A 23,061-nucleotide genomic window follows, 5' to 3' on the forward strand; every position below is an offset into this window, starting at 1 on the left:
CGAAACGTAATCGTCCGCACCGCAATCTCGGTGGCTATGGACATAGAGATCAGCTGGAATGCATAAAGGAAGGCTACAACTGGTTTTCTCGATCATCTAACTACTCTTCGTTAATAAAACCTATAGCCCGTTCAGTAACAATTTTTTAAAGGTGAGCAACTCCATATTAAGTTTGAGTAAACATGACGTAACTCACACTTTAGCCTTTATACATTACATGATGGCTGACTATACTTATAGGCAGCATGTCTAAATAATAAAATGGGGGGGATAATGGAAAATATAAACATAGCATTTGATGCAATCAAGTTATATCAAGAACAATATGCTCAGGTCGATAAATTATGGGGATACTTCAGTGTTATCACTCTTGCGGTTGTGGGGTATGTTATTGGAGCAAAGGAAAAAGTACATTCTTTATTTGAAACCACCGTAATTGTTATTGCTTATTTAACTTTTTGCATTGGAAATCATTCTGCTCTTATTCTTGGGCAAGAGCAGTTACATCAATTCGCATATTATGCAGTAGAGATATCAAAACAGTCAGGAATGGATTTTTCTAAACTAAACCCTCTTGATGTCATATGGATAAAAACTTTCCATATTGTGGTTGCCATATCTGTTTCGATATCAGTATTTATTTTGACATTAATTAGAGCCAAAGGAAATAAATAGAGGAGACTATATATGCTATTTATAACCAACCGTTTTCCCAAAGGAAGTATTCAGAGCAAAGAAGGAAGAGCTTTTGATTTTGACTTGAAAAATAACGCTCCAAGTAACTCTGTTTTTTACTGTGAGAGGGATGATTCCAATGGTGACATCCATGAAATAGGAAGTAATAACTTACTAAAAAAACTTAAGACCTCAAAATACAGACAAATTCTCATTTATATTCACGGGTATTCTAATCTACCTAATGATGTATTTTCTGCTGCAGATGAATTCCAATCACTATGTAATATTAACAATGAAAATGAAGTGCTCGTTTTACCAATAATTTGGCCATGTGATAATGACATGGGAATTGTAAAAGATTATTGGGATGATCAAAAGTCAGCTGATGGGAGTGCTCTATCACTATCTCGAGCTTTAAATAAATTTATCGATTGGCGTAAAGGTAATGAATTGAGTGATGATCACTGTCTAAAGAGAATAAATGTGCTTGCTCATTCAATGGGAAATAGAGTGCTCAGAGAAACTTTATTTTCATGGAATAAATATGATTTATCCAATGGCGTACCACTTCTGTTCAGAAATACATTCCTCATTGCTGCAGATATCGAGAACGAATCGATACATCGCAATGAAAGGGCTCAGTACATATGCCATGCATCACGTAATGTAATTATATACTTTGCATCTGATGATTTGGCCTTACGCTCAAGTAAAATAGCAAATCTAAAAAACAATATAGCTTCAAGAAGGCTAGGGCACACAGGGCCAGAAAATATGTCTCTCACCCCCAACAATGTCTATGTTGTTGACTGTGATGATGTAAATACGAAATATGACCCACCAAAAGGCCACAGTTACTTCCGCAGTGGTGATAAAAAAGGTGTACCAGGCAAAGTCTTTGAACATATCTATTCTTGTCTCAAAACTGGCCGGGTTTTATCCAACGATGAAGAAAAAAGAATGACGATAATCAGAGATTAAAAATATTAAGGGCGCTTTTGCGCCCTTCTATATTAATCACCCTTCCTGATTTTCCCCGGCTACCGGCTCGGTGCCGGCGGCGGTTTCAATCTCGATGCGATCGACTCGCTGCAAACCGCGGGGCAATTTGGCGCCGCGGCGGCCGCGCTCGCCGCGGTAGTAGTCGAGATCAGATGGCTTAAGAGTGAGCTTGCGCTTGCCGGCAAACAGGGTGACCGACTGGCCCTGCGGGATGACGGCGGCCATCACCACAAACTCCTCCCGAGCCTTGACGCGCGCCGACGGGATGCTGATGAGCTTGTTGCCCTTGCCCTTGCCGAGCACCGGCAGGGTGTTCATCGGGAACAGCAGCATGCGCCCCTCGTTGGAGATGGCCATGCAGAGATCGGTCTCTGGCGAGCCAATCTTCTGGGGTGCCATCACCAGCCCCCCTTCCGGCACGGTGAGCAGCGCCTTGCCGTTCTTGTTTTTGCCGATCAGGTCGTCATAGGTGCAGACAAAGCCGTAACCGGCGTCGCTGGCGATCAGATACGGCTCGCTTTCATTGCCCATCACCAGATGACGCACCTCTTCACCGGCACCCAGTGCAAAGCGGCCGGTGAGCGGCTCGCCCTGACTGCGGGCGGAGGGCAGGGTGTGCGCCTCCAGCGAGTAGGTGCGGCCAAAGCTCGACAGGAACACCGCCTGCTGGTTGCTGCGGCCGCAGGCGTGGGCCAGATAGCTGTCCCCAGCCTTGTAGGAGAGCCCCTCGACATCCACGTCGTGGCCCTTGGCGGCGCGCACCCACCCCTTGTCGGAGAGGATGACGGTGACCGGTTCGCTGGGAATCAGCTCTTTCTCGGTCAGCGCTACGGCGGTAGCACGCTCCACCAGCGGGGTGCGGCGATCGTCGCCGTACTTCTCGGCATCGGCCAGCAGCTCTTTCTTGAGCAGGGTGTTGAGGCGACGCTCGGAGCCCAGGATCAGCTCCAGCTTGTCGCGCTCTTCGGCCAGTTCGCTCTGTTCGGCGCGCAGCTTGAACTCTTCCAGCTTGGCCAGATGGCGCAGTTTCAGCTCGAGGATCGCTTCGGCCTGGGTCTCGGTAATGTTGAAGCGCTCCACCATCACCTTGCCCGGCTCATCCTCGGTACGGATGATCTCGATCACCTCGTCGATGTTGAGGTAGGCGATCAGCAAGCCTTCGAGGATGTGCAGGCGAGCCAGCACCTTGTCGAGGCGGAATTGCAGACGGCGACGCACAGTCTCGCGGCGGAACTGGATCCACTCGCTGAGGATGGTCTTGAGGCACTTCACCTGCGGCCGGTTGTCGAGGCCGAGGATGTTGAGGTTGACCCGGTAGTTCTTCTCCAGATCCGTGGTGGCGAACAGGTGGGCCATCAGCCCCTCCACGTCCACCCGGTTGGAGCGCGGCACGATCACCAGACGGGTCGGGTTCTCGTGGTCAGATTCATCGCGCAGGTCGGTGACCATCGGCAGCTTTTTGGCCACCATCTGGGCGGCGATCTGCTCCATGATCTTGGCGCCGGAGGCCTGATGAGGCAGAGCTGTGATGACGATGTCGCCATCCTCCTCGCTCCAGACCGCCCGCTGCTTGATGGAACCCTTGCCGGTCTCGTAGATTTTGCGGATATCGTCGCGCGGGGTGATGATCTCGGCGTTGGTCGGGTAGTCCGGCCCCTGAATGTGCTGCATCAACACATCGAGCCCCGCATTGGGGTTGTCGAGCAGCTCGGCACAGGCGTAGGCCACTTCCCGCGCGTTGTGGGGCGGAATATCGGTCGCCATCCCCACCGCGATACCGGTCACCCCGTTGAGCAGGATGTGCGGCAGGCGGGCAGGCAGCACCACCGGCTCCTTCATGGTGCCGTCGAAGTTCGGCGTCCACTCCACCGTGCCCTGTCCCAGCTCTGAGAGCAGCAGCTCGGAGAAGCGGGACAGCCGCGCTTCGGTATAACGCATGGCGGCGAAGGATTTGGGATCGTCCGGCGCACCCCAGTTACCCTGACCATCCACCAGCGGGTAGCGGTAGGAGAAGGGCTGGGCCATCAACACCATGGCTTCGTAACAGGCGCTGTCGCCGTGGGGGTGGTACTTACCCAGCACGTCACCCACGGTACGGGCGGACTTCTTGTGCTTGGAGAGCGCCGACAACCCCAGCTCGCTCATGGCGTAGATGATGCGCCGCTGCACCGGTTTGAGGCCGTCGCCGATATGCGGCAGGGCCCGATCCATGATGACGTACATGGAGTAGTTCAAGTAAGCCTGTTCGGTAAAGGTGCGCATTGGCTGGCGCTCTACCCCGTCCAGACTGAGCTCGATAGCATCACTCATATGTTTTTCTCTTGCTATGGCGCGCCCCAGGAGGGCACGCCTGAAATGCGGGTCGGCAGGTGACCGACGGCTTAGATGATGGCGAGGTTACCCTTCTCTTCGAGCCATTCACGGCGATCACCCGCCCGCTTCTTGGCCAGCAGCATGTCCATCAGCTGCAGAGTCTCGTCAGCCGCATCCCCTTCACTCTCTCCTGCCGGCTCCATGGTGAGCTGCACCAGACGGCGAGTGTTGGGATCCATGGTGGTTTCCCGCAGCTGTTTCGGGTTCATTTCACCCAGACCCTTGAATCGGGTCACCATCACCTTGCCCTTCTTCTTCTCGGCTTCGACCCGCTGCAGCACACCGTTCTTCTCGTCCTCGTCGAGGGCGTAGTAGACCTCTTTACCGATATCGATCCGATAGAGGGGCGGCATGGCGACGTAAACGTGCCCCTTCTCCACCAGCGTGCGGAAGTGCTTCACAAACAGGGCGCAGAGCAGGGTGGCGATGTGCAGACCGTCCGAGTCAGCATCCGCGAGGATGCACACCTTGCCGTAGCGCAGGCCACTGAGATCCTCGGAGTCGGGGTCGAGCCCGATGGCGACCGAGATGTCGTGTACTTCCTGTGAGGCGAGCACCTGACCGGCTTCTACCTCCCAGGTGTTCAGGATCTTGCCGCGCAGCGGCATGATGGCTTGAAACTCGCGATCCCGCGCCTGCTTGGCACTGCCGCCTGCGGAGTCACCCTCCACCAGGAACAGTTCGCCCTGCATGGGGTCGGCGCAGTTACAGTCGGTCAGCTTGCCGGGCAGCGCCGGGCCCTGGGTAATCTTCTTGCGCACCACCGTCTTGGCGGCGCGCATCCGGCGCTGGGCGCTGCTGATACAGATCTCGGCGATCTGCTCCGCCAGCTCGGTGTTGCTGTTCAGATAGAGGCTGAAGGCATCCTTCACCACGCCGGAGACGAACGCCGAGCTCTGACGGGAGGAGAGGCGCTCCTTGGTCTGACCGGCAAACTGCGGATCCTGCATCTTGATGGAGAGGATGTAGGCGCAGCGATCCCAGATATCTTCCGGGGTCAGCTTGACCCCGCGCGGCAGCAGGTTGCGGAACTCGCAGAACTCGCGCATGGCGTCGAGCAGGCCCTGACGCAGGCCGTTGACGTGAGTACCGCCCTGCGCGGTGGGAATGAGGTTCACATAGGATTCGGCAAGGCATTCGCCCCCTTCCGGCAACCAGCAGAGCGCCCAGTCCACCGCCGACTGTTCGGAGCTGAACGAGCCGATAAAGGGCTGCTCCGGCAGGCAGGTGAACTGCTTGACCGCATCGACCAGATAATCCTTGAGGCCATCTTCGTAGCACCACTCCAGCTTGATGCCGGTGTTCTTGTCGAGGAACTTGATGGTGAGGCCGGGGCAGAGCACGGCCTTGGCTTTGAGCAGGTGCTCCAGCTTGGTGACCGAGAATTTGGGCGAATCGAAGTAGCTCGCCTGCGGCCAGAAGCGCACCCGAGTGCCGGTGTTGCGACGACCGCAGGTGCCTGTGATGGTCAGCTCCTGCACCTTCTCGCCACGCTCGAAGGCGATGTCGTAGACCTGACCGTCGCGACGCACCGTCACCTCGACCCGATCGGAGAGGGCGTTTACGACCGAAATACCCACCCCGTGCAAACCGCCGGAGAACTGGTAGTTCTTGTTGGAGAATTTGCCGCCCGCGTGCAGCTTGCAGAGGATCAGCTCCACCCCGCTGACCCCCTCTTCCGGGTGGATATCGACCGGCATGCCGCGGCCGTCGTCGATCACTTCGAGGGACTGGTCTTCATGCAGGATCACCTCCAGATTGCGGGCGTGACCTGCCAGCGCTTCATCGACGCTGTTGTCGATGACCTCCTGGCCGAGGTGGTTGGGCCGGGTGGTGTCGGTATACATGCCGGGGCGGCGACGCACCGGCTCAAGGCCATTGAGGACCTCAATGGCATCCGCATTGTATTGAGTAGACATGGAGGGCCTTGCGAATTGACGTTTGGAGGGAATCTTAACTGCTAGGCGGGGGTAGAACAAACTCCCCGCACCGAAAGCTTGATCTGGAGAAGAACAAGCAGGGCGAGACCGCCCTTATTGACTCAAACCTGACTATAACCCGAGGAAACGGATGATCTGGGCGGGGTAGCGCTCGAACGCAACAAAGGCATGGTTGCCACCGCACTCCAGCGAGAGGCGGGCAAAGCGGTATTCATCCAGCGCCTTGCGATAGTCGAGCACCTCATCCCCCTGCTGTTGCAGGATCCAGAGCCGCTCCGGCGCCGTCACCGGTACCGCCAGTGCCCGCAGCTCATCCATATGTTCAGGCCGCAGTTCGTACTGCTCCCCGGTATAGGGATTGGTCTGGGGGCCGAGGTAGTCACAGAGCAGCTCGTGGGGGCGCACCGCCGGATTGATCAGCGCCGCGCGGCAGCCGTACTGCTCGCTCACTCGGGTCGCCATAAAGCCGCCGAGGGAGCTGCCCACGGCGCCGAGCTTGTATTCACTACCATAACGACGCTGCAGATCGGCAATGGTCTGCTCGATGGCCGCCCAGGCCGCCGCTGGCGTATTGGGCTGGGCCGGAATGATCACTTCGATGTCGGGCCGGTTGGCGGCCACCCAGGCAGCCATCTGCTGCGCCTTGGCGGAGCCCGGTGAGGAGTTGAAACCGTGCAGATAAAGGAGAACCGACTTCATGGGATGCTCTCCTCAATAACCGGTGGCGTTGGGGTCGGGCACAAACTGCCCCACCGGCAGGCGCCACACCTCGCTGGCCACCCGCCCATCCGGATAGAGGGTGAGATAGCGCCAGCCCGGGCCGGACTCGTCCAGCGCGAAGCCATCAGAGAGCGGTTTGAACTGAATGCAGGTGGAGGGGCTGGCAATCAGCCGCACCCCGCGGTGCACCTCGTCAAACTCCTGATGAACGTGACCGAACAGGATGGTCTTCTGCTGTGGATGACGGGCCAGTACGGCAAACAGATCATCAGCATTCTTGAGATTGTGCTGATCCAGCCAGGCGCAACCCACCGGCACAGCCTGATGGTGCAGGGTGATAAGAGCGTGGCGATCAGGATATTGGCGCAGGGCGCGGTCGAGGGCGGCCAGCTGGTGATCACCGATCATGCCGTGAGGTTTGCCGCGCACCTGGGTATCGAGCAGGATCACCTGCCAGTGGTCGCCCACCAACTGTTTGGATTCACTGATCCCGGCGGCATGGAGATATTCGGTCATCAGCGGGCTGTCATCGTGATTGCCGGGCAGCCAGTAGATGGGGCGGCCCAGGGGCGCCATCATCGAGGCGAAACGCTGATAGGATTCCGGACTGTGATCCTGCGACAGATCGCCGGTCGCCAGAATCACCTCGTAGGGGTGTTCATTGGCCTGCACCTGTTCCAGCACGGCGGCCAGACTCTCTGCGGTGCGCACAGCCAACAGCCGCCCTTCGGCACTCGCGAAGAGGTGGGTGTCGGTAATTTGCAACAGGCGCACACTGCCGTCCTGCGCCTGGGGGAGCTCTGTTTCCAAAATCACGCTTCTTTTTATTTGTTCAACTGGAGATATTGATCGGGCTGGTACCATGTCTGAGACAAAATTTTAGCCATTCGGCCAGAAACAGATTTACCTGCTCCTTTTCGTCCCGCTGGTGCATCTTTTTATTGGGATAATCATAACGTGGTTGCAAACGGGAAATCTGTTGCGCTGCACACACTTCCGCCATCCTCACATCATGATACAAACGAATCTCTATCTGAGCTTGTAAATATTCGGGCAATTCGGGGTTGTGCTGGCTCAGGATCACCTGATTGGTGAAGCGACTCTCGCCAATGATGGTGAGCTGGAACTGCAGATCGTTGCCGACCCGATAGCGGCGCTCGGCTCCCACCTCCCCATCTGGCGGCAGCAGTTTCATTAATGCCATGTAGTTGACCTCGCAGGTACGCTGCAAGGACATCAGATCAGGCACATAGCGCCTGCTCTGTTGCAGGGTCAGCGCCACCTCAGCGATCCGCCAGCCAGCGGGCGCGCAGCTCGCCATGGTTGAGGGCTAACCACTGCAGGGCAATGACCGAGGCCGCATTGTCGATGCGCCCCTCTTTGAGCCAGGCATAGGCCTGTTCGCGGCTCACCACGTGCACCCGGATATCCTCACCTTCATCCGCCAGACCGTGCAGCCCCTCGGCCTTGCTGGCATCCACCTCGCCCACAAAGACCTCGATCCGCTCGGTGCTGCCGCCCGGGCTCACCAGATAGCTGATGGCATGCTCGCAGCGGGCCACCTCGATCCCGGCCTCTTCCACCGCTTCGCGGCGCACCACCGCCTCGGCGGTTTCCCCTTCGTCGATGATGCCGGCCACCAGCTCCAGCAACCAGGGGGTCGGGCTGGTCTCCATGGCGCCGATACGGAACTGCTCCACCAACACGATCTGGTCGCGCACCGGATCATAGGGCAGCAGCGCGGCAGCATGGCCCCGCTCGAACAGCTCGCGCACGATGGGCTGATTCCAGCCGCCAGCAAATAACCGATGCTGCAGACGATAGACATTCACCTTGAAGAAGCCGTTATATCCAGCTGATTTTTCAATGATTTTCACATCATCGGCGGCGTAATGCCGATCTTGCGGCAAGGGTTGCTGCGACATCCGGGGCTCCCGTCAGCTTGACTTGTATCAGTTTGACCATAAAATCCGAGGAACATGAATGAACGTTCATTCACTCGGCGTGCCATGGTAATGAGGGGTGGATTTTAGCAGCCACAGACCATTTGGCTAGGCGCGCGGGGAGAAAACTGCGTCCGGTTCTTGACGTTCCCGTCACCGGACCTGAGACTCTTAGCATTAAATTTTGCTTATAGTAGAGTGATTAAGCTGCAATCAAGCTTGGTCGGTGACAATATTTGCCTCTCCAGCAACCAGTTTGGGTTACTACATAAGGTTAAAACGATCTATGAAAAGAACACTTTTGTCAGTCATGGTGTTGCTGGGCGTCAGTGCCGGTGCCCATGCCGAAAACCTGCTCGACATCTACCAGCAAGCCCAGATCAAAGACCCGCAGTTGCTGCAGTCCAAAGCCGTTCGCGACCAGGCCTTCGAGAAGATCAACGAATCCCGTGCCCCTCTGCTGCCCCAGATCGATCTGGGTGCCGGGCTCAATTATCTGCAAAACAAGAACGATACCCAGAGCAATACCAACGCCAAGGGTGAGGTGACGCTGTCGCAATCCCTCTATCGTCGCAGTAACTGGGTCAATCTGGATATCAGCGAGAAGCAGGCCACTCAGTCAGATGTCGCCTACAACCTCGAAATCCAGAACCTGATGGTGCGCACCGCCAAAGCCTACTTTGATGTGCTCAAGGCGATGGATACCCTGGAGTTCGTCCGTGCCAACAAGGTTGCGGTAGAGCGTCAGCTGGAGCAAACCCAGCAGCGTTTCGAAGTGGGCCTGACCGCCATCACCGACGTCCATGAAGCAGAAGCCTCTCGCGACCAGGCGCTGGCTGACGAGATCAATGCAGAAAACTCGCTGGACAACAGCTACGAGACCCTGCGCGAGCTGACCGGTGTTGATCACCGCAACCTGGACATCCTCAACACCGATCGCTTCAGCCCGCAAAAGACTGCCTTCGGTTCCGACAAGTGGCTGGAACTGGCGCTGGACAAGAACCTGCAACTGCATAGTGCCCGCATCAGCAAGGACATTGCCAAGGAGCAGATCGATCTGGCCAAAACCGGCCATGAGCCGACTCTGGATCTGGGTGCCGGACTGCAAACCAGCAATACCGATTACAAGCTGGATAGTATTCAGAGCGGCGGCAATGACAATCAGGCCAATATCGGTCTGACCTTCAAGCTGCCCATCTACAGTGGTGGCGCCACCAGCTCCAAGGTAAAACAGGCTCAATACAACTACGTTGCGGCCAGTGAACTGCTGGAGAAGAACTTCCGCTCGGTGCAGAGCACAGTGCGCTCCTCCTACAACAACGTGAACGCCAGCATCGGCTCGGTTCGCGCCTACAGCCAGTCTGTGGTCTCCGCCGACAGCGCCCTGAAGGCAACCGAAGCCGGTTACGAAGTGGGTACCCGTACCATCGTCGACGTGCTGGACTCTACTCGCAAGCTGTACGAGGCCAAGCAGAAGCTCTCCGAAGCCCGTTACAACTACATTCTCAATATCCTGAGCCTGAAACAGGCTGCCGGTATTCTGGAAGCGCAGGATCTGGTGGAAGTGAACCAGGGTCTGATGCCTGCCACGGCAAAAGCCAAAGGCTGATAGCCGCTATCGGACATGAAAAAGGCGACCGCAAGGTCGCCTTTTTGTTATCCGTATTTCTGCCGGTTTGCTACCGCCGATAGTGAGCCCCGCCAGATTGCGGGGCTAGCAGAACGTTAGCCGCGCTCGCGGATCGTCTTGATGATGTCGGTGGTGGAGCAGCCATCCTCGAAGTTGAGGACGCGGACCTCACCGCCGTTGGCAGTCACTTCGGCGTAACCGGCGATATCTTCCGGCTTGTAGTCGCCGCCCTTGACCAGCAGATCCGGCAGGATCTCGGCGATCAGGCGCTGCGGGGTATCCTCGGAGAAGGGCACAACCCAGTCCACCGCGCCCAGCGCAGCCAGTACGGCCATACGGCGCTCGGTCGGGTTGACCGGACGACCCGGCCCTTTCAGACGGCGAACCGACTCGTCGGTGTTGACCGCCACGATCAGGCGATCCCCCAGCTTGCCGGCGTTGGCCAGATAGGAGACATGGCCGGCATGCAGGATGTCGAAGCAACCGTTGGTCATCACTACCTTCTCGCCGCGCAGACGGGCGGCACGAACCGTCACTTTCAGCTGGGCTTCGGACATGACGCCGAAGCCGGTCTCCTGCTCGGTGTAGAGGGCATTGGCCAACTCGACCGGGCTGACGGTAGAGGTACCCAGCTTGCCGACCACGATACCGGCTGCGGTATTGGCCAGCGCACAGGCTTCGTCCAGGCTCTTGCCTGCCGCCAGCGAGGTAGCCAGAGTGGATATGACGGTATCACCGGCACCGGTCACATCATAAACCTCGTGAGCCTGAGCCGGCAGATGCAGCTCCGGCTGACCTTCGCGGATCAGGGTCATGCCGTTCTCGGAACGGGTGACCAGCAGAGCATCCAGCTCGAAGCGTTTGACCAGATCCAGCCCCTTGGCGACCAGCTCCTCTTCGCTCTTCACCTTGCCCACCACGGCTTCGAATTCGGACATGTTGGGGGTCAGCAGGGTGGCGCCGCGGTACTTCTCGAAGTCGGTACCCTTGGGGTCGACCAGCACCGGAATACCGGCGGCTCGGGCGCGCTGGATCATGCCGGGCACGTCGTTGAGAGCACCCTTGCCGTAGTCGGAGAGGATCATCACGTCGCTATTCGGCAGCGCCTGCTCGACCTTGCTCATCAGCAGGGTGGCATCGACGGAGTGGAAGGGCTCTTCAAAGTCCAGACGCAGCAGCTGCTGGTTGCGGGACAGCACCCGCAGCTTGGTGATAGTCGGGAAGTCGGCCAGACGAACGAAATCACAGGCCACCTTGACGCCAGCCATCTGGCCAGCCAAGGCATCGGCTGCCTCGTCCTGACCGGTCAGGCCAAGCAGCACAGCGTGAGCGCCAAGGGCGGCGGAGTTGAGGGCCACGTTGGCCGCGCCACCCGGGCGCTCCTCAATGTGTTCAACCTTGACCACGGGCACCGGCGCCTCGGGGGAGATCCGGCCGGTGGGGCCATGCCAGTAACGGTCCAACATGACATCGCCAACGACCAGAACGCGGGCTTTTTCAAACTCGGGCAGGGTGATCTTCATCTGTATCGACTCTCAAAACCTGAAAAATCAGTCGCCGATTTTATCACACTCTTTTATTTGAGGGAGAAAAAGCAAACCTGCGGTTTCCATTTAAAGGAAACCGATAGTTAGGATTCCCGTAACACCAGTGAACCACAATCAGCCCCTCTGACCAGCACATAGCCATTCGCCCCCGCCCCCCCTTTTCGGCTAGAATCCCCCGATTGTGTTTGCGAACAAGAGATTAGCCATGGCCCACGACAACGCTCCCCGCCTCGAGCCCCGCCTGTTTCATCCCCGTTACTGGGCCAGCTGGTTCGGCCTCGGCCTGCTCTGGCTGCTGACCCTGCTGCCGTGGCGCAGCCAGATGTGGCTGGGCCGTCAGCTCGGTCGCCTCGCCGCCAGGATATTGAAGTCCCGGGTGAAGATTGCCCGTCGCAATCTGGAGCTGGCGATGCCCGAGCTGACCCGGGATGAGCGGGAGAAACTGCTCAAGGCAAACTTCGAGAGCGTGGGCTGTGCCGTGTTCGAGGTGGGGATCGCCTGGTTCTGGCCAGACTGGCGGATGCGCAACCTGATGAAAGTGGAAGGGGAAGAACACGTCATCGCCGCCATGGAAAAAGGTCAGGGCATGCTGCTGCTCTCCTGCCACTTCCTGACGCTGGAACTCAACGCCCGCTGTTTCGGGCTGGTGCGCCCCGGGGTCGGCGTCTATCGCCCCAACACCAACCCGGTGCTGGAGTATGCCCAGTACCACGGTCGCTGCGCCTCCAACAAATATCTGGTGGACCGGATGGATGTGAAGGGGATGATCAAGGCGCTGCGCAACGGCGACGCCCTCTGGTATGCACCGGATCACGACTACGGCAGCCACGCCAGCGTGTTCGTGCCCTACTTCGCGGTAGAGCAGGCGGCCACCATCACCGGCACCGCCACCCTGGCTCGGGTGAAGAACACCGTTACCCTGCCCTGCTACAACATCCGTACCAGCGAGGGTTACACCCTGCATATCGGGGCGCCGCTCGCCGACTACCCGAGCGGAGATGACATGATTGATGCCGCCCGCGCCAACCGCGAGATTGAAGCTGCGGTGCGCAAGGCGCCGGAGCAGTACATGTGGCTCCATCGCCGCTTCAAGACCCGCCCCTCCTCCGAGGATGCCGGCTTCTACTAAGCCGCAGCCCCCGACTGGGGCCAGATCACCAAAACCGACAAACCGCCTGCTGGCGGTTTGTTTTTATCTGCTGTCTGCCCTGCGCGGCAAGCAAGCACCCCGAACATCTGCCGCTCGATAACATCCTGCATGTTGGCGCCCATTCCCATCAATCAGCCGCAAAAGAGTCCTAGCCGCCGACCGTAAAAACTGAAAGCGGGTTACAAATTTATTGATTCATTGATAAGCAATGGAGTGTTTCGATAGATCCATCGTCACTACCCGCTGATGAGTGACTGAGTAATTTGTCCCATTCGAATACAAAAATCGAATTTGTGACGCTAATCACCATTCCACAAGGGGGCCACAAAGTAACTTTAGTGATTTAAATCACAAAAAATGACCATGCAAAACAGAAAAGATCGAAATGTAGCCGAATTACAGCTCTCGAACGTGATCAGGATCACTGGTTTGGGAGGGGGTATCGCTGGGTATCTGAGAGGTGGATCACAAGACACCCCGTTTTCAGCCTAATTTGATATCAAGCTGGTAGATTGAAGTTGCTTAGACGACCGGGATGGCGGTTCGGCAAAACCGGCCATCCCGAACTACCACTTTTAATCAAACAGGCTTAAAACGGGGTCCCGACATGTTATCACCGGATACCAAAGTCAAGATACAGAATTTTGGACGCTTCCTGTCCAATATGGTCATGCCCAACATAGGCGCCTTTATCGCCTGGGGCTTTATCACCGCCCTCTTCATCCCCACCGGCTGGCTGCCCAATGAAACCTTGGCCAAGCTGGTCGGCCCCATGATCACCTACCTGCTGCCGCTGCTGATTGGCTACACCGGCGGCAAACTGATGGGCGGTGAGCGCGGCGGCGTGGTCGGTGCCATCACCACCATGGGTGTCATCGTGGGGACCGACATCCCGATGTTTATGGGTGCTATGATGGTCGGCCCGCTCGGTGGCTGGGCCATCAAGCGCTTCGACAAGGCGATGGACGGTCGCGTCAAGAGCGGCTTCGAGATGCTGGTCAACAACTTCTCCGCCGGCCTCATCGGCATGCTGCTGGCCATCCTCGCCTTCTTCGTGATTGGCCCCTTCGTCAAGGTGCTCTCCGGCCTGCTGGCCGGTGGCGTCGGCTTCCTGGTAGAAAACCACATGCTGCCGCTCACCTCCATCTTCGTCGAACCGGCCAAGATCCTGTTCCTCAACAACGCCATCAACCACGGCATCTTCTCGCCGCTGGGGATCCAGCAAGCCACCGAGCACGGTAGCTCCATCTTCTTCCTGATTGAAGCGAACCCGGGCCCGGGCATGGGCGTGCTGCTGGCCTACATGGTGTTCGGTCGTGGTGCGGCCAAGCAGTCCGCGGCTGGCGCCTCCATCATTCACTTCTTCGGTGGCATCCACGAGATCTACTTCCCGTATGTGCTGATGAACCCGCGCCTCATTCTGGCGGTGATCGCCGGTGGCATGACCGGGGTCTTTACCCTGACCCTGTTCAACGCCGGTCTGGTCTCCCCTGCCTCACCGGGCTCCATCTTCGCCGTGTTGTTGATGACGCCGAAAGCCTCCCTGATCGGGGTCGCCCTCTCCATCATCAGCGCGACTCTGGTCTCCTTCCTGGTCGCCGCCGTGTTCGTTCGCGCCCATCAACCGGAAGCCGACGAGGCCGATGCCCTCGGTGAAGCCACCCGCAAGATGAAAGCCATGAAGGGCGGCAAGCCCGAAACCGCAGCGGCCAAGAAGCCGGGCGGCGAACTGATGGCGGTACGCAATATCGTGGTCGCCTGCGATGCGGGCATGGGCTCCAGCGCCATGGGCGCCGGCATGCTGCGCAAACGGGTGCAGGCCGCCGGGCTCGATATCAGCGTCACCAACCGCGCCATCGATCAGCTCGACGATCAGGTGGATTGGGTCATTACCCACAAGGATTTGACCGAGCGGGCCCGTCGCCATGCGCCGAACGCTCACCATATCTCGCTCACCAACTTCCTCGACAACGGCCTCTATCAGGAGCTGGTACAGAGCCTGAGCCGCGCCGCCAACGATGACGTCGCCAACCCACAATTGCTGGTGGCCGCCAACGACGACAGCTACGAGCCGCAGGCAGCCGAAGTCTTTACCCTGAGCCGTCATGACGTGCATCTGGGACTGAAAGCGGACAACAAGGAGGCCGCCATCCTGACCGCTGGCCGACTGCTGGCAGAGCGCGGCTACGTGGCGCCCGACTACGTCAACGCCATGCTGGAGCGCGAACAACTGGTCTCCACCTACCTCGGCGAATCCATCGCCGTGCCGCACGGCACCATCGCCGCCAAGGAGTTTGTGAAGCGTACCGGCATCGTCATCTGCCAGTACCCGGCCGGGGTCGCCTTTGGCGAGGCTGCCGATGAGGTAGCGCGGCTGGTGATCGGCATCGCCGCCCGCAACGACGAACACATGCAGGTAATAACCCGCCTGACCAATGCACTGGATGAACCCGGTCTCATCGACCGGCTGGCCAGCACCACGGATCCCCAGGCCTTCCTGGATCTGCTGGGTGCCGAACAGGCTGCGTAATCATCTTTCATCGTCTTTGGTTCAAGAGGTTAATATCATGAAAACATTACATTTTGGTGCTGGTAACATCGGTCGCGGCTTTATCGGTAAAGTGCTGGCAGATGCCAGCCATCAGGTCACCTTCGCCGACGTCAACGACATCCTGATCGACCAGCTCAACCACCGTCAGGAGTACAAGGTTCATGTGGTAGGGGCGGATCAGAAACTGGACGTGGTGCGCAACGTGGCGGCGGTCAGTTCCGCCGGTCACGAGGTGATCGCCCGCATCATCACCGCCGATCTGGTCACCACCGCCGTCGGCCCCAACATTCTGGACAAGATTGCCAGCACCCTGGCCAAGGGGCTGCAAGCTCGCTTCGATGCCGGCAACCTGACACCGCTGAACGTCATCGCCTGTGAAAACATGGTACGCGGCACCAGCCACCTCAAGCGGGAGGTACTCAAGTACCTGCCGGTCGCGTATCATGCCACGCTCGAATCCTGTATCGGCTTCGTCGACTCGGCGGTGGATCGCATCGTGCCGCCCTCCGCGGCTGCCAACGATGATCCGCTGGAAGTGACGGTCGAGAGCTTCAGCGAGTGGATCGTCGACCAGACCCAGTTCAAGGGAGAGCTGCCACAGGTGGCGGGCATGGAGCCCACCGACAACCTGATGGCCTTCGTCGAGCGCAAGCTGTTCACCCTCAACACCGGCCACATCGTCACCGCCTACCTCGGCAAACTGCGGGGCTACCGCACAGTGCGCGAGGCGATCGAAGATCCGGTGATCCGCAGCAAGGTACGCCGCGCCATGGAGGAGAGCGGTGCCGTGCTGGTGAAACGCTACGGCTTCGACCCGCGTCTGCACGCCGCCTACATCGAGAAGATCCTAGCCCGCTTCGCCAACCCCTATCTGGTGGACGAGATTGACCGGGTCGGTCGTCAGCCGCTGCGCAAGCTGGCGGCGGGAGATCGACTGGTGAAGCCGCTGCTGGGCACCCTGGAGTACGGCCTGCCGAGCGATCAGTTGCAGGAGGGGATCGCCGCGGCGCTCCACTATCGCAATGCCGATGACCCGCAGGCGGTGGAGCTGCAAGCCCTGCTGGCGGAGCTTGGCCCGGCCAAAGCGCTGGCCCGCGTCACCGGACTGGATGAAGAGAGCGAAGTGGTTCGCGCCATCGTCGCCCGTTACGAAACCCTGTAATAACCCTGCTTGCGGCGCATTCAGCCACCACTGATAGCGCGCCAAGCGCTTGAATGGCAAGGGAATGTGCCCCATATGATAAAAACCGGGAGAGAGGCTGACTCTCTCCCTGTCAGCTGGACCCAATGCACCTATGACCACACACCAGGAAGATGAAGTACTGGAACGACTGAACGAGCAGGATGGCCCACGCGGCTTCTTTCTCGAAGCCGTGACCATCCTGGAAGAGGCGGTCGACTCCCTGATGCGACGCGCGTTTCGTCAGGAGGAGTATGCCGTCAAATACGCCATCGAACCCCTGCTCAACCAGAGCGGCCCCCTCGGCCAGCTGGAGGTGCGCCTCAAGCTCATCTTCGCCCTCGGCCTCATCTCCCTTGAGCGCTATCAGGATCTGGAAGCCTATCTCAAGATCCGCGACTTTCTGGTGCGCGACCCCAAGGATTACCGCTTCAGCGACAAGCCGATCCGCGACCTGCTCGACCGCCTGCACGGAGTCAATCAGGGCGGCATGATGAAGCTGGAGCCCCCCGCCAGCGAAGAGGATTGGGCCTTCTACCAGATGCAGCTCAACCGGCTCGATCAGATGGTGCGCTCCGCCCTGGTACTGGCGCTGGCCGACTGTGTCGGCGAGCTCCACAAGGAGAGCCCCATCTAATCCGGCCCTGAGGCCACCCCATCACCACGGTTGGCGTCTGGCTGGCGCCCTTCACACCACCGCTAGCCACCATGACGCCGACTGTCGCACATCTCCCCATCCCGGCCATGATGCACGCGCCTTCAGGTGTCAATCTGACCAACTTAGCCACTACACTAGCTCCATACTCACTGCCTGAATCGAGGTCTGCATGATTGCCCTCTCTCTGGCCGGGATCGCCCTGGTCTCCGTGCTGGCCCAATGGCTTGCTTGGTCGCTGCGGGTGCCCGCCATCCTGTTTCTGCTGCTCACCGGCCTGACTCTGGGCCCGGTCAGCGGCCTGCTCGATCCCGATGCCCTGCTCGGGGATCTGCTGTTCCCGCTGGTCTCCCTGTCGGTGGCCATCATCCTGTTCGAGGGGGCGCTGACCCTCCATCTGGCCGAGCTCAAGGGGATCGGCAAGGTGGTACGCAATCTCTGCTCCACCGGCATGCTGGTCAGCTTCGCCGTCATCGGCAGCGCCGGTTACTTCCTGCTGGGGCTGGACTGGCGGGTCGCCACCATGCTCGGCGCGGTACTGGTGGTAACGGGCCCGACGGTGATCGCCCCCATGCTCAACGTGATCCGCCCCACCCGGGAGGTGGACCGCATTCTGCGCTGGGAGGGGATCGTCATCGACCCCATCGGCGCCCTGTTTGCGGTGCTGGTATTCGAGGCGGTACGCCTCGGCAGTCAGGGAGATCTCATCAGCCATACCCTGCTGGCGCTGGGCAAGACAGTGTTGGTCGGTTCCCTGATCGGGGTGGCGGCAGGCTGGCTCACCACCCTGCTCATTCGCAAGGACTGGCTACCGGTCAGCCTGCACAAATTCGGCGTGCTGGCGCTGGTGCTGGTCACCTTCAGCCTCTCCAACTGGCTCAGCCACGAATCTGGCCTGCTGGCGGTGACCGTGTTCGGCATCTGGCTCGCCAATCAGGAGGGGCTGGATCTGGAGGAGGTGCTGGCGTTCAAGGAGGATCTCGCGGTCATCCTTATATCCAGCCTGTTTATCCTGCTGGCGGCCCGCCTCGATCTGGCCCAGCTCTGGCAACTCGGCCCCATGGTGCTGGCGCTGCTGTGCGTGGTGCAATTCGTGGCGCGTCCGCTCTGTATTCTGGTCTCGACCTGGGGCTCGGATCTCTCCTGGCGGGCTCGCGCTCTGCTGAGCTGGATCGCCCCGCGCGGCATAGTCGCGGCGGCGGTCAGCGCCTCGTTTGCCATCAGCCTGCATCAGGCCGAGATCCCCGATGCCGACAAGCTGGTGCCGCTGGTATTTGCGGTGATCATCTCCACCGTGGTGTTGCAGAGCCTCACCTCGGCACCGCTGGCCAGCCTGCTCAAGATGCGCCAGAGCGCCCCCAACACCTGGCTCATCATAGGGGCCAACTCGGTGGCGCGGGCTATCGGCAAGGCGCTGGCGGATCAGGGTGTGCCGGTACAGCTCTGCGATCCCGCCTGGGAGTTCTGCAAACAGGCGCGGATGAGCAACCTCCCCTGTTATTTCGGCAACCCCCAGTCGGAACATGCCGAGCTGCACCTGCCGCTTACCAGCATCAGTACCGTGCTGGCGCTCTCCCCCAACCGTCACAACAACGCCCTCGGGGTACTGCACTTTGCCCACCTCTACGGCGAGGAGCAGGTCTACTCCCTGCGCTCCAGCGAGCAGCACGGCAAAGCCAACCGGGAGAGTGCCACCTTCCGCGCTCGCCAGAACCTGTTCGGCCCCGACATCAACTATGCCCGGCTGAGCAGCCTGCTGAGCCGGGGCGGCCAGATCAAGGCGACCCGCCTGAGCGAGGCGTTCGACTGGGCCCAGTATCAGACCGCCAATCCCGGCGCCATCCCTCTGTTCATCATGGATGGCAAGGGCAAGCCCCAGATCGTCACCGGCCCCGTCACCCCGCAGGCGGGTGAGCTGCTGATCGCCCTGCAGCCGCCCAGAGAGCAGGGAACCGAATGAGCGAGGCCAACCACAATCCGCTGATCACCCCTCTGCTGGTGCTGCTGCAACAGGCGGCGGGCAGCTACAAGGTGCATGAACTGATGGCGGCTCTGCGCCAGCAGGGGGAGATCCCCCGGCTGGCCGACGACGAGCAGTTGCAGCTGTTTCGGGTCAACTTCCTGATCATGAACGCCCTCTACCAGTTGCAAGCCGAGCTTTATGAAGAGGGTTGGTGGCTGGTGATCAGCACCCTGGATATCCGGCTCGAACCGCTGGTCGGGAGCTCGGAGGCCAGCCACGGCTTTGCCCTTGGCGAAAATCTGCGTAGCTACTATCTCGACTGGCAGGTGTTCTGGCAGACCGACCGTGCCGAAGTTGAAGCCCTGCTCAACCGCTTCTGGCGCGCTTATGACGGTGAGGGGCACAAAGCCGAGGCGCTGGCCCTGTTCGGGTTGAATGAGGGGGCGAGTCAGGAGGCGATCCGCCGCCGCTGGCGGGAGCTGGCATTGCAGCACCATCCAGATCGGGGTGGCAATGCCGAGACCTTTATCCGCATCCGCTGGGCCTGGGAGGTCCTGCGGGGATGATCCGGTTGCCGTCCGCACAAAGAGAGGCATAGACTGGAGCTGAATCCCCCTTCACAGGAGAGCATCATGACAGTCAGTGAACTTCGCAAGCTCTATCAACAACAGATCCTGCAAGAGGCCGAAATACTCCACGACGTGGCCATCCCCGGCTGGATCATCGAATTCAGAGGCAATGATGGCGCCCTCTACGAGCTGACCGATACCCTCGGCTGCCCGGTCAGTTTCGATACGGTCGAACAGGCCCGCGATCATGTGCATCTGGTAGCTGACTGCCCGATGCAGGTAGAACACCTCTATCGCTTCTTCGAACGTTAACTCAAACCGTCACATCTCACCCCTAGCCCCGGTGAGGCTTGTACCAGGCACATAGTCAGCACGTGCCTGCCACAGGCCTCCCCAGAAAAAACTGCTTCGATTTACTCGTGTTGCAGAGTACAAGTTGCACGCTATCTGGCATAGACAGCCATAAATCTGGCTATGGAGTGGCTATCTCTATGGTCACATGGACCAGCTCTTCATGTATCGCCAACCGCGCGCGGATCTCGCTGGCGGAGACAGGCGCAGTCATCAGCAGGGAGAGCACGCAGGCATACTGCTGCTGGCCCACCCGCCAGACGTGCAGATCGCGGATCTCGGCATCCGGCAGGTCGGCAATCACCTCACGGATCTCTCCCACCAACGGGGTATCCATCTCGGCATCCAGCAGCACCCGACCGGAGTCGCGCAGCAGACCCCAGGCCCACACCGCCACCAGTACGGCCCCCACTATGCCCATCAGGGGATCCAGCCAGTCGGCCCCCCACAGCATGCCCCCCACCAGTGCCAGGATCGCCAGCACGGATGTGGCCGCATCAGCAAGCACGTGGATATAGGCGGCGCGCAGGTTGAGATCCTGATGGCCGTGGTGAGCGTCATGGTCATGATGATCGTGGTCGTGATGCCCATGATGGTGGTCATGCCCATGGCCGTGGTGATGATGGCCGTGATCATCCTTGAGCAGCCAGGCACAGGCCAGGTTCACCAGCAGCCCTACCAGCGCGATGGCGATCGCCTGTTGATAGTGGATCGGGCTGGGATCGAGCAGCCTGAACACCGACTCGAACAGCATCAGCCCGGCCACCCCCACCAGCAGGAGAGCACTGGTGAAGCCACCTAGCACCTCGATCTTCCAGGTGCCGAAGCTGAATCTGTGGTCGCGGGCAAAGTGGCGGGCGGCGCGGTAGGCCAGCACCGAGAGACCGAGCGCCAGCGCGTGGGAGCTCATGTGCCAGCCGTCGGCCAGCAGCGCCATGGAGTTGTAAAACCAGCCGCCGCCGATCTCCGCCACCATCATGATGACGGTCAGCAGCACGGCCCAACGGGTTTTCTGTTCAGCCAGCGGATTCCCTTCGTGGACGACGGGTTGGTGGCAGTGGGATGAGACAAGGGATGACATGGATTTCTCCTGAGGACGATAATGCAATATACTATACCCCAGTATAGTTTTATTGATCGAGAGGATCCTGCATGTCACACACCATTCACGGTAAAAAGAAGCTGCTGGCACGGGTACGTCGCATCAAGGGGCAGGCCGGTGCGCTGGAGAGCGCGCTGGAGCAGGAGAGCGACTGCGCCGCCATTTTGCAGCAGATCGCGGCCATTCGCGGTGCCGTCAACGGCCTGATGCTGGAGGTGCTGGAAGGGCACATGCGTGAGCATCTCGGCGCCCCCGATGCCACCCCGGCCGAGCGGCTGGAGGATCTAGATCAGGTGGTCAGCATCCTGCGATCCTATTTGAAGTAAGCAGGATGGCGGCGCCATCCCTTCAGGCTCGACCAGCGTCGGGCTTGAGCCACCGCCAGCTTTGCGCCATGATGTCCAGCCCGGCTGACCGCCGGTTTTACTGGACAGTCAATTTCAAGGATCCCCCATGTTTGAACACGTCGATGCCTATGCTGGCGACCCTATCCTGACCCTGGTCGAGACCTTCCACAAAGACACCCGCGAGCAGAAGGTGAACCTGGGGATCGGCCTCTATTACGACGAGCAGGGCCGCATTCCGCTGCTGGCCTCGGTACAGCAGGCCGAAGCCCAGCGCGCCGCCGCGCCAGCCCCGCGCCCCTACCAGCCGATGGAAGGCGCCGCCAACTACCGCACTGCGGTGCAGCACCTGCTGTTTGGTGCCGACCATGAAGCGGTCAAGGCGGGACGTATCGCCACCATCCAGACCATCGGCGGCTCGGGCGCGCTGAAGATCGGCGCCGATCTGCTCAAGCGCTACTTCCCGACCTCCGAGGTATGGGTCAGCAATCCCACCTGGGATAACCACAAGGCGATGTTCGAAGGCGCCGGCATCAAGGTGCACGACTACCCCTACTACGATGCGGCCACTGGCGGCGTGCAGTTTGATGCGATGATCGACTGCCTGAGTACCCTGCCGGCCAAGAGCATCGTGCTGCTGCACCCTTGCTGCCACAACCCGACCGGGGTGGATCTCTCCCGTGCCCAGTGGGATCGAGTGATCGCGCTGGTGGTCGAGAAGAACCTGATCCCCTTTATGGATATCGCCTATCAGGGCTTCGGCGACGGGCTGGAAGAGGATGCCTACGCTATTCGCGCCATGGTGGCCGCCGGCGTAAGCTTCTTCGTCAGCAACTCCTTTTCCAAGAACCTCTCCTTCTACGGCGAGCGGTGCGGCGGCCTGTCGGTCATCTGCAAGGATGCCGAAGAAGCCAGCCGCGTACTGGGTCAGATGAAGGCCACCGTGCGTCGCAACTACTCCAGCCCGCCCACCCACGGTGGCCAGATCACCGCGGCGGTGATGAGCCAGCCCGAGCTGCACGCCATGTGGGTCGACGAAGTGACCGAGATGCGCACCCGCATCAAGGCCATGCGCCAGAAGCTGTTCGAGGTGCTGAGCGCCAAGGTGCCGGGCCGCGACTTCAGCTACTTCATCAACCAGCGCGGCATGTTCAGCTACACCGGCTTCACCCCGGAGCAGGTGGACAGGCTGCGCGAGGAGTTCGCCGTCTATCTGGTGCGATCCGGTCGCATGTGCGTGGCGGGCCTCAACAGTCGCAACGTCGACTACGTAGCCGACGCCATGGCCGCGGTGCTCAAGGGCTAATCCGCACTAGCCCCGCTTTGGCGGGGCTTTCTTGTCTTGTCTCTTCCCTTCGCTTGT

Annotated in this window: 20 protein-coding genes; 12 read left to right on the forward strand and 8 right to left on the reverse strand. The window is 59.4% G+C overall.

The genetic code is table 11. From position 1 onward, the window contains the following. Nucleotides 1-273 precede the first annotated feature (273 nt). Entirely contained in the window at nucleotides 274-675 is a 402-nt protein-coding gene (locus I6L44_RS13665; protein ID WP_216952105.1) for a hypothetical protein, read from the forward strand. Between the two features lie 12 nt (nucleotides 676-687). Then, the gene (locus tag I6L44_RS13670; protein WP_216952106.1) at nucleotides 688-1,659 is read left to right on the forward strand and encodes an alpha/beta hydrolase; all 972 of its coding nucleotides are present in this window, start codon (nucleotides 688-690) and stop codon (nucleotides 1,657-1,659) included. Nucleotides 1,660-1,695: 36 nt separating this feature from the next. Here I6L44_RS13670 and parC read toward each other — a convergent pair whose 3' ends face one another. The 6 genes from parC to nudF all read right to left on the reverse strand — a co-directional run bounded on the left by parC (nucleotide 1,696) and on the right by nudF (nucleotide 8,638). Beyond that, nucleotides 1,696-3,990, reverse strand: coding sequence for a DNA topoisomerase IV subunit A (gene parC, locus I6L44_RS13675; protein ID WP_216952107.1), 2,295 nt, complete (start codon nucleotides 3,988-3,990; stop codon nucleotides 1,696-1,698). Between the two features lie 71 nt (nucleotides 3,991-4,061). Further along, the gene (parE, locus tag I6L44_RS13680) at nucleotides 4,062-5,972 is read right to left on the reverse strand and encodes a DNA topoisomerase IV subunit B (protein WP_005363090.1); all 1,911 of its coding nucleotides are present in this window, start codon (nucleotides 5,970-5,972) and stop codon (nucleotides 4,062-4,064) included. Between the two features lie 132 nt (nucleotides 5,973-6,104). Next, entirely contained in the window at nucleotides 6,105-6,692 is a 588-nt protein-coding gene (locus tag I6L44_RS13685) for a YqiA/YcfP family alpha/beta fold hydrolase (protein ID WP_139741668.1), read from the reverse strand. A gap of 12 nt (nucleotides 6,693-6,704) precedes the next feature. Then, the gene (gene cpdA, locus I6L44_RS13690) at nucleotides 6,705-7,523 is read right to left on the reverse strand and encodes a 3',5'-cyclic-AMP phosphodiesterase (RefSeq protein ID WP_041202814.1); all 819 of its coding nucleotides are present in this window, start codon (nucleotides 7,521-7,523) and stop codon (nucleotides 6,705-6,707) included. 22 nt (nucleotides 7,524-7,545) lie between these two features. Then, nucleotides 7,546-7,995, reverse strand: coding sequence for a DUF1249 domain-containing protein (locus I6L44_RS13695; protein WP_005335899.1), 450 nt, complete (start codon nucleotides 7,993-7,995; stop codon nucleotides 7,546-7,548). 1 nt (nucleotide 7,996) lies between these two features. Then, nucleotides 7,997-8,638 carry an ADP-ribose diphosphatase gene (gene nudF / locus I6L44_RS13700; protein ID WP_005335901.1) on the reverse strand — a complete coding sequence of 214 codons (642 nt, stop codon included), beginning with the start codon at nucleotides 8,636-8,638 and terminating at the stop codon, nucleotides 7,997-7,999. A gap of 304 nt (nucleotides 8,639-8,942) precedes the next feature. Here nudF and tolC point away from each other — a divergent pair, with 304 nt between their 5' ends. After that, nucleotides 8,943-10,265, forward strand: coding sequence for an outer membrane channel protein TolC (tolC, locus tag I6L44_RS13705; RefSeq protein ID WP_216952108.1), 1,323 nt, complete (start codon nucleotides 8,943-8,945; stop codon nucleotides 10,263-10,265). Nucleotides 10,266-10,381: 116 nt separating this feature from the next. Here the strand turns inward: tolC and hldE are convergent, their stop codons facing one another. Further along, the gene (hldE, locus tag I6L44_RS13710; protein WP_216952109.1) at nucleotides 10,382-11,809 is read right to left on the reverse strand and encodes a bifunctional D-glycero-beta-D-manno-heptose-7-phosphate kinase/D-glycero-beta-D-manno-heptose 1-phosphate adenylyltransferase HldE; all 1,428 of its coding nucleotides are present in this window, start codon (nucleotides 11,807-11,809) and stop codon (nucleotides 10,382-10,384) included. A gap of 229 nt (nucleotides 11,810-12,038) precedes the next feature. Here hldE and lpxL point away from each other — a divergent pair, with 229 nt between their 5' ends. From lpxL to I6L44_RS13745, 7 genes are all read left to right on the forward strand, one after another. Continuing rightward, nucleotides 12,039-12,962 carry an LpxL/LpxP family Kdo(2)-lipid IV(A) lauroyl/palmitoleoyl acyltransferase gene (lpxL, locus tag I6L44_RS13715; RefSeq protein WP_216952110.1) on the forward strand — a complete coding sequence of 308 codons (924 nt, stop codon included), beginning with the start codon at nucleotides 12,039-12,041 and terminating at the stop codon, nucleotides 12,960-12,962. A gap of 628 nt (nucleotides 12,963-13,590) precedes the next feature. After that, nucleotides 13,591-15,513, forward strand: coding sequence for a PTS mannitol transporter subunit IICBA (locus I6L44_RS13720; protein WP_216952111.1), 1,923 nt, complete (start codon nucleotides 13,591-13,593; stop codon nucleotides 15,511-15,513). A gap of 37 nt (nucleotides 15,514-15,550) precedes the next feature. Next, the gene (locus tag I6L44_RS13725) at nucleotides 15,551-16,696 is read left to right on the forward strand and encodes a mannitol-1-phosphate 5-dehydrogenase (protein WP_216952112.1); all 1,146 of its coding nucleotides are present in this window, start codon (nucleotides 15,551-15,553) and stop codon (nucleotides 16,694-16,696) included. Nucleotides 16,697-16,829: 133 nt separating this feature from the next. Beyond that, nucleotides 16,830-17,351 (forward strand): MltR family transcriptional regulator, encoded by a 522-nt coding sequence (locus tag I6L44_RS13730; RefSeq protein ID WP_005354914.1) that lies wholly within the window; start codon nucleotides 16,830-16,832, stop codon nucleotides 17,349-17,351. Between the two features lie 190 nt (nucleotides 17,352-17,541). After that, nucleotides 17,542-19,329, forward strand: coding sequence for a sodium:proton antiporter (locus I6L44_RS13735; protein ID WP_216952113.1), 1,788 nt, complete (start codon nucleotides 17,542-17,544; stop codon nucleotides 19,327-19,329). After that, nucleotides 19,326-19,898, forward strand: coding sequence for a DNA-J related domain-containing protein (locus tag I6L44_RS13740; protein WP_216952114.1), 573 nt, complete (start codon nucleotides 19,326-19,328; stop codon nucleotides 19,896-19,898). Before I6L44_RS13735 ends, I6L44_RS13740 begins: the two co-directional genes overlap by 4 nt. A gap of 66 nt (nucleotides 19,899-19,964) precedes the next feature. Further along, complete coding sequence (locus tag I6L44_RS13745) at nucleotides 19,965-20,213, forward strand: hypothetical protein (protein WP_005343091.1); 249 nt, start codon at nucleotides 19,965-19,967, stop codon at nucleotides 20,211-20,213. A 160-nt stretch (nucleotides 20,214-20,373) separates the two neighbouring features. Here I6L44_RS13745 and dmeF read toward each other — a convergent pair whose 3' ends face one another. Beyond that, entirely contained in the window at nucleotides 20,374-21,333 is a 960-nt protein-coding gene (gene dmeF / locus I6L44_RS13750; RefSeq protein WP_216952115.1) for a CDF family Co(II)/Ni(II) efflux transporter DmeF, read from the reverse strand. 71 nt (nucleotides 21,334-21,404) lie between these two features. Between dmeF and I6L44_RS13755 the strand changes: the two genes are divergently transcribed. Both I6L44_RS13755 and I6L44_RS13760 read left to right on the forward strand, forming a co-directional pair. Next, nucleotides 21,405-21,680, forward strand: a complete 276-nt coding sequence (locus I6L44_RS13755; RefSeq protein ID WP_216952116.1) for a metal/formaldehyde-sensitive transcriptional repressor — start codon at nucleotides 21,405-21,407, stop codon at nucleotides 21,678-21,680. 127 nt (nucleotides 21,681-21,807) lie between these two features. Further along, on the forward strand, nucleotides 21,808-23,004 hold the full coding sequence (locus I6L44_RS13760; RefSeq protein ID WP_164536035.1) for an amino acid aminotransferase: 1,197 nt from the start codon (nucleotides 21,808-21,810) through the stop codon (nucleotides 23,002-23,004). Nucleotides 23,005-23,061: the final 57 nt, after the last annotated feature.

The organism is Aeromonas sp. FDAARGOS 1414 (assembly GCF_019047065.1).
In the GTDB taxonomy this organism is placed as follows: domain Bacteria; phylum Pseudomonadota; class Gammaproteobacteria; order Enterobacterales; family Aeromonadaceae; genus Aeromonas; species Aeromonas veronii_A.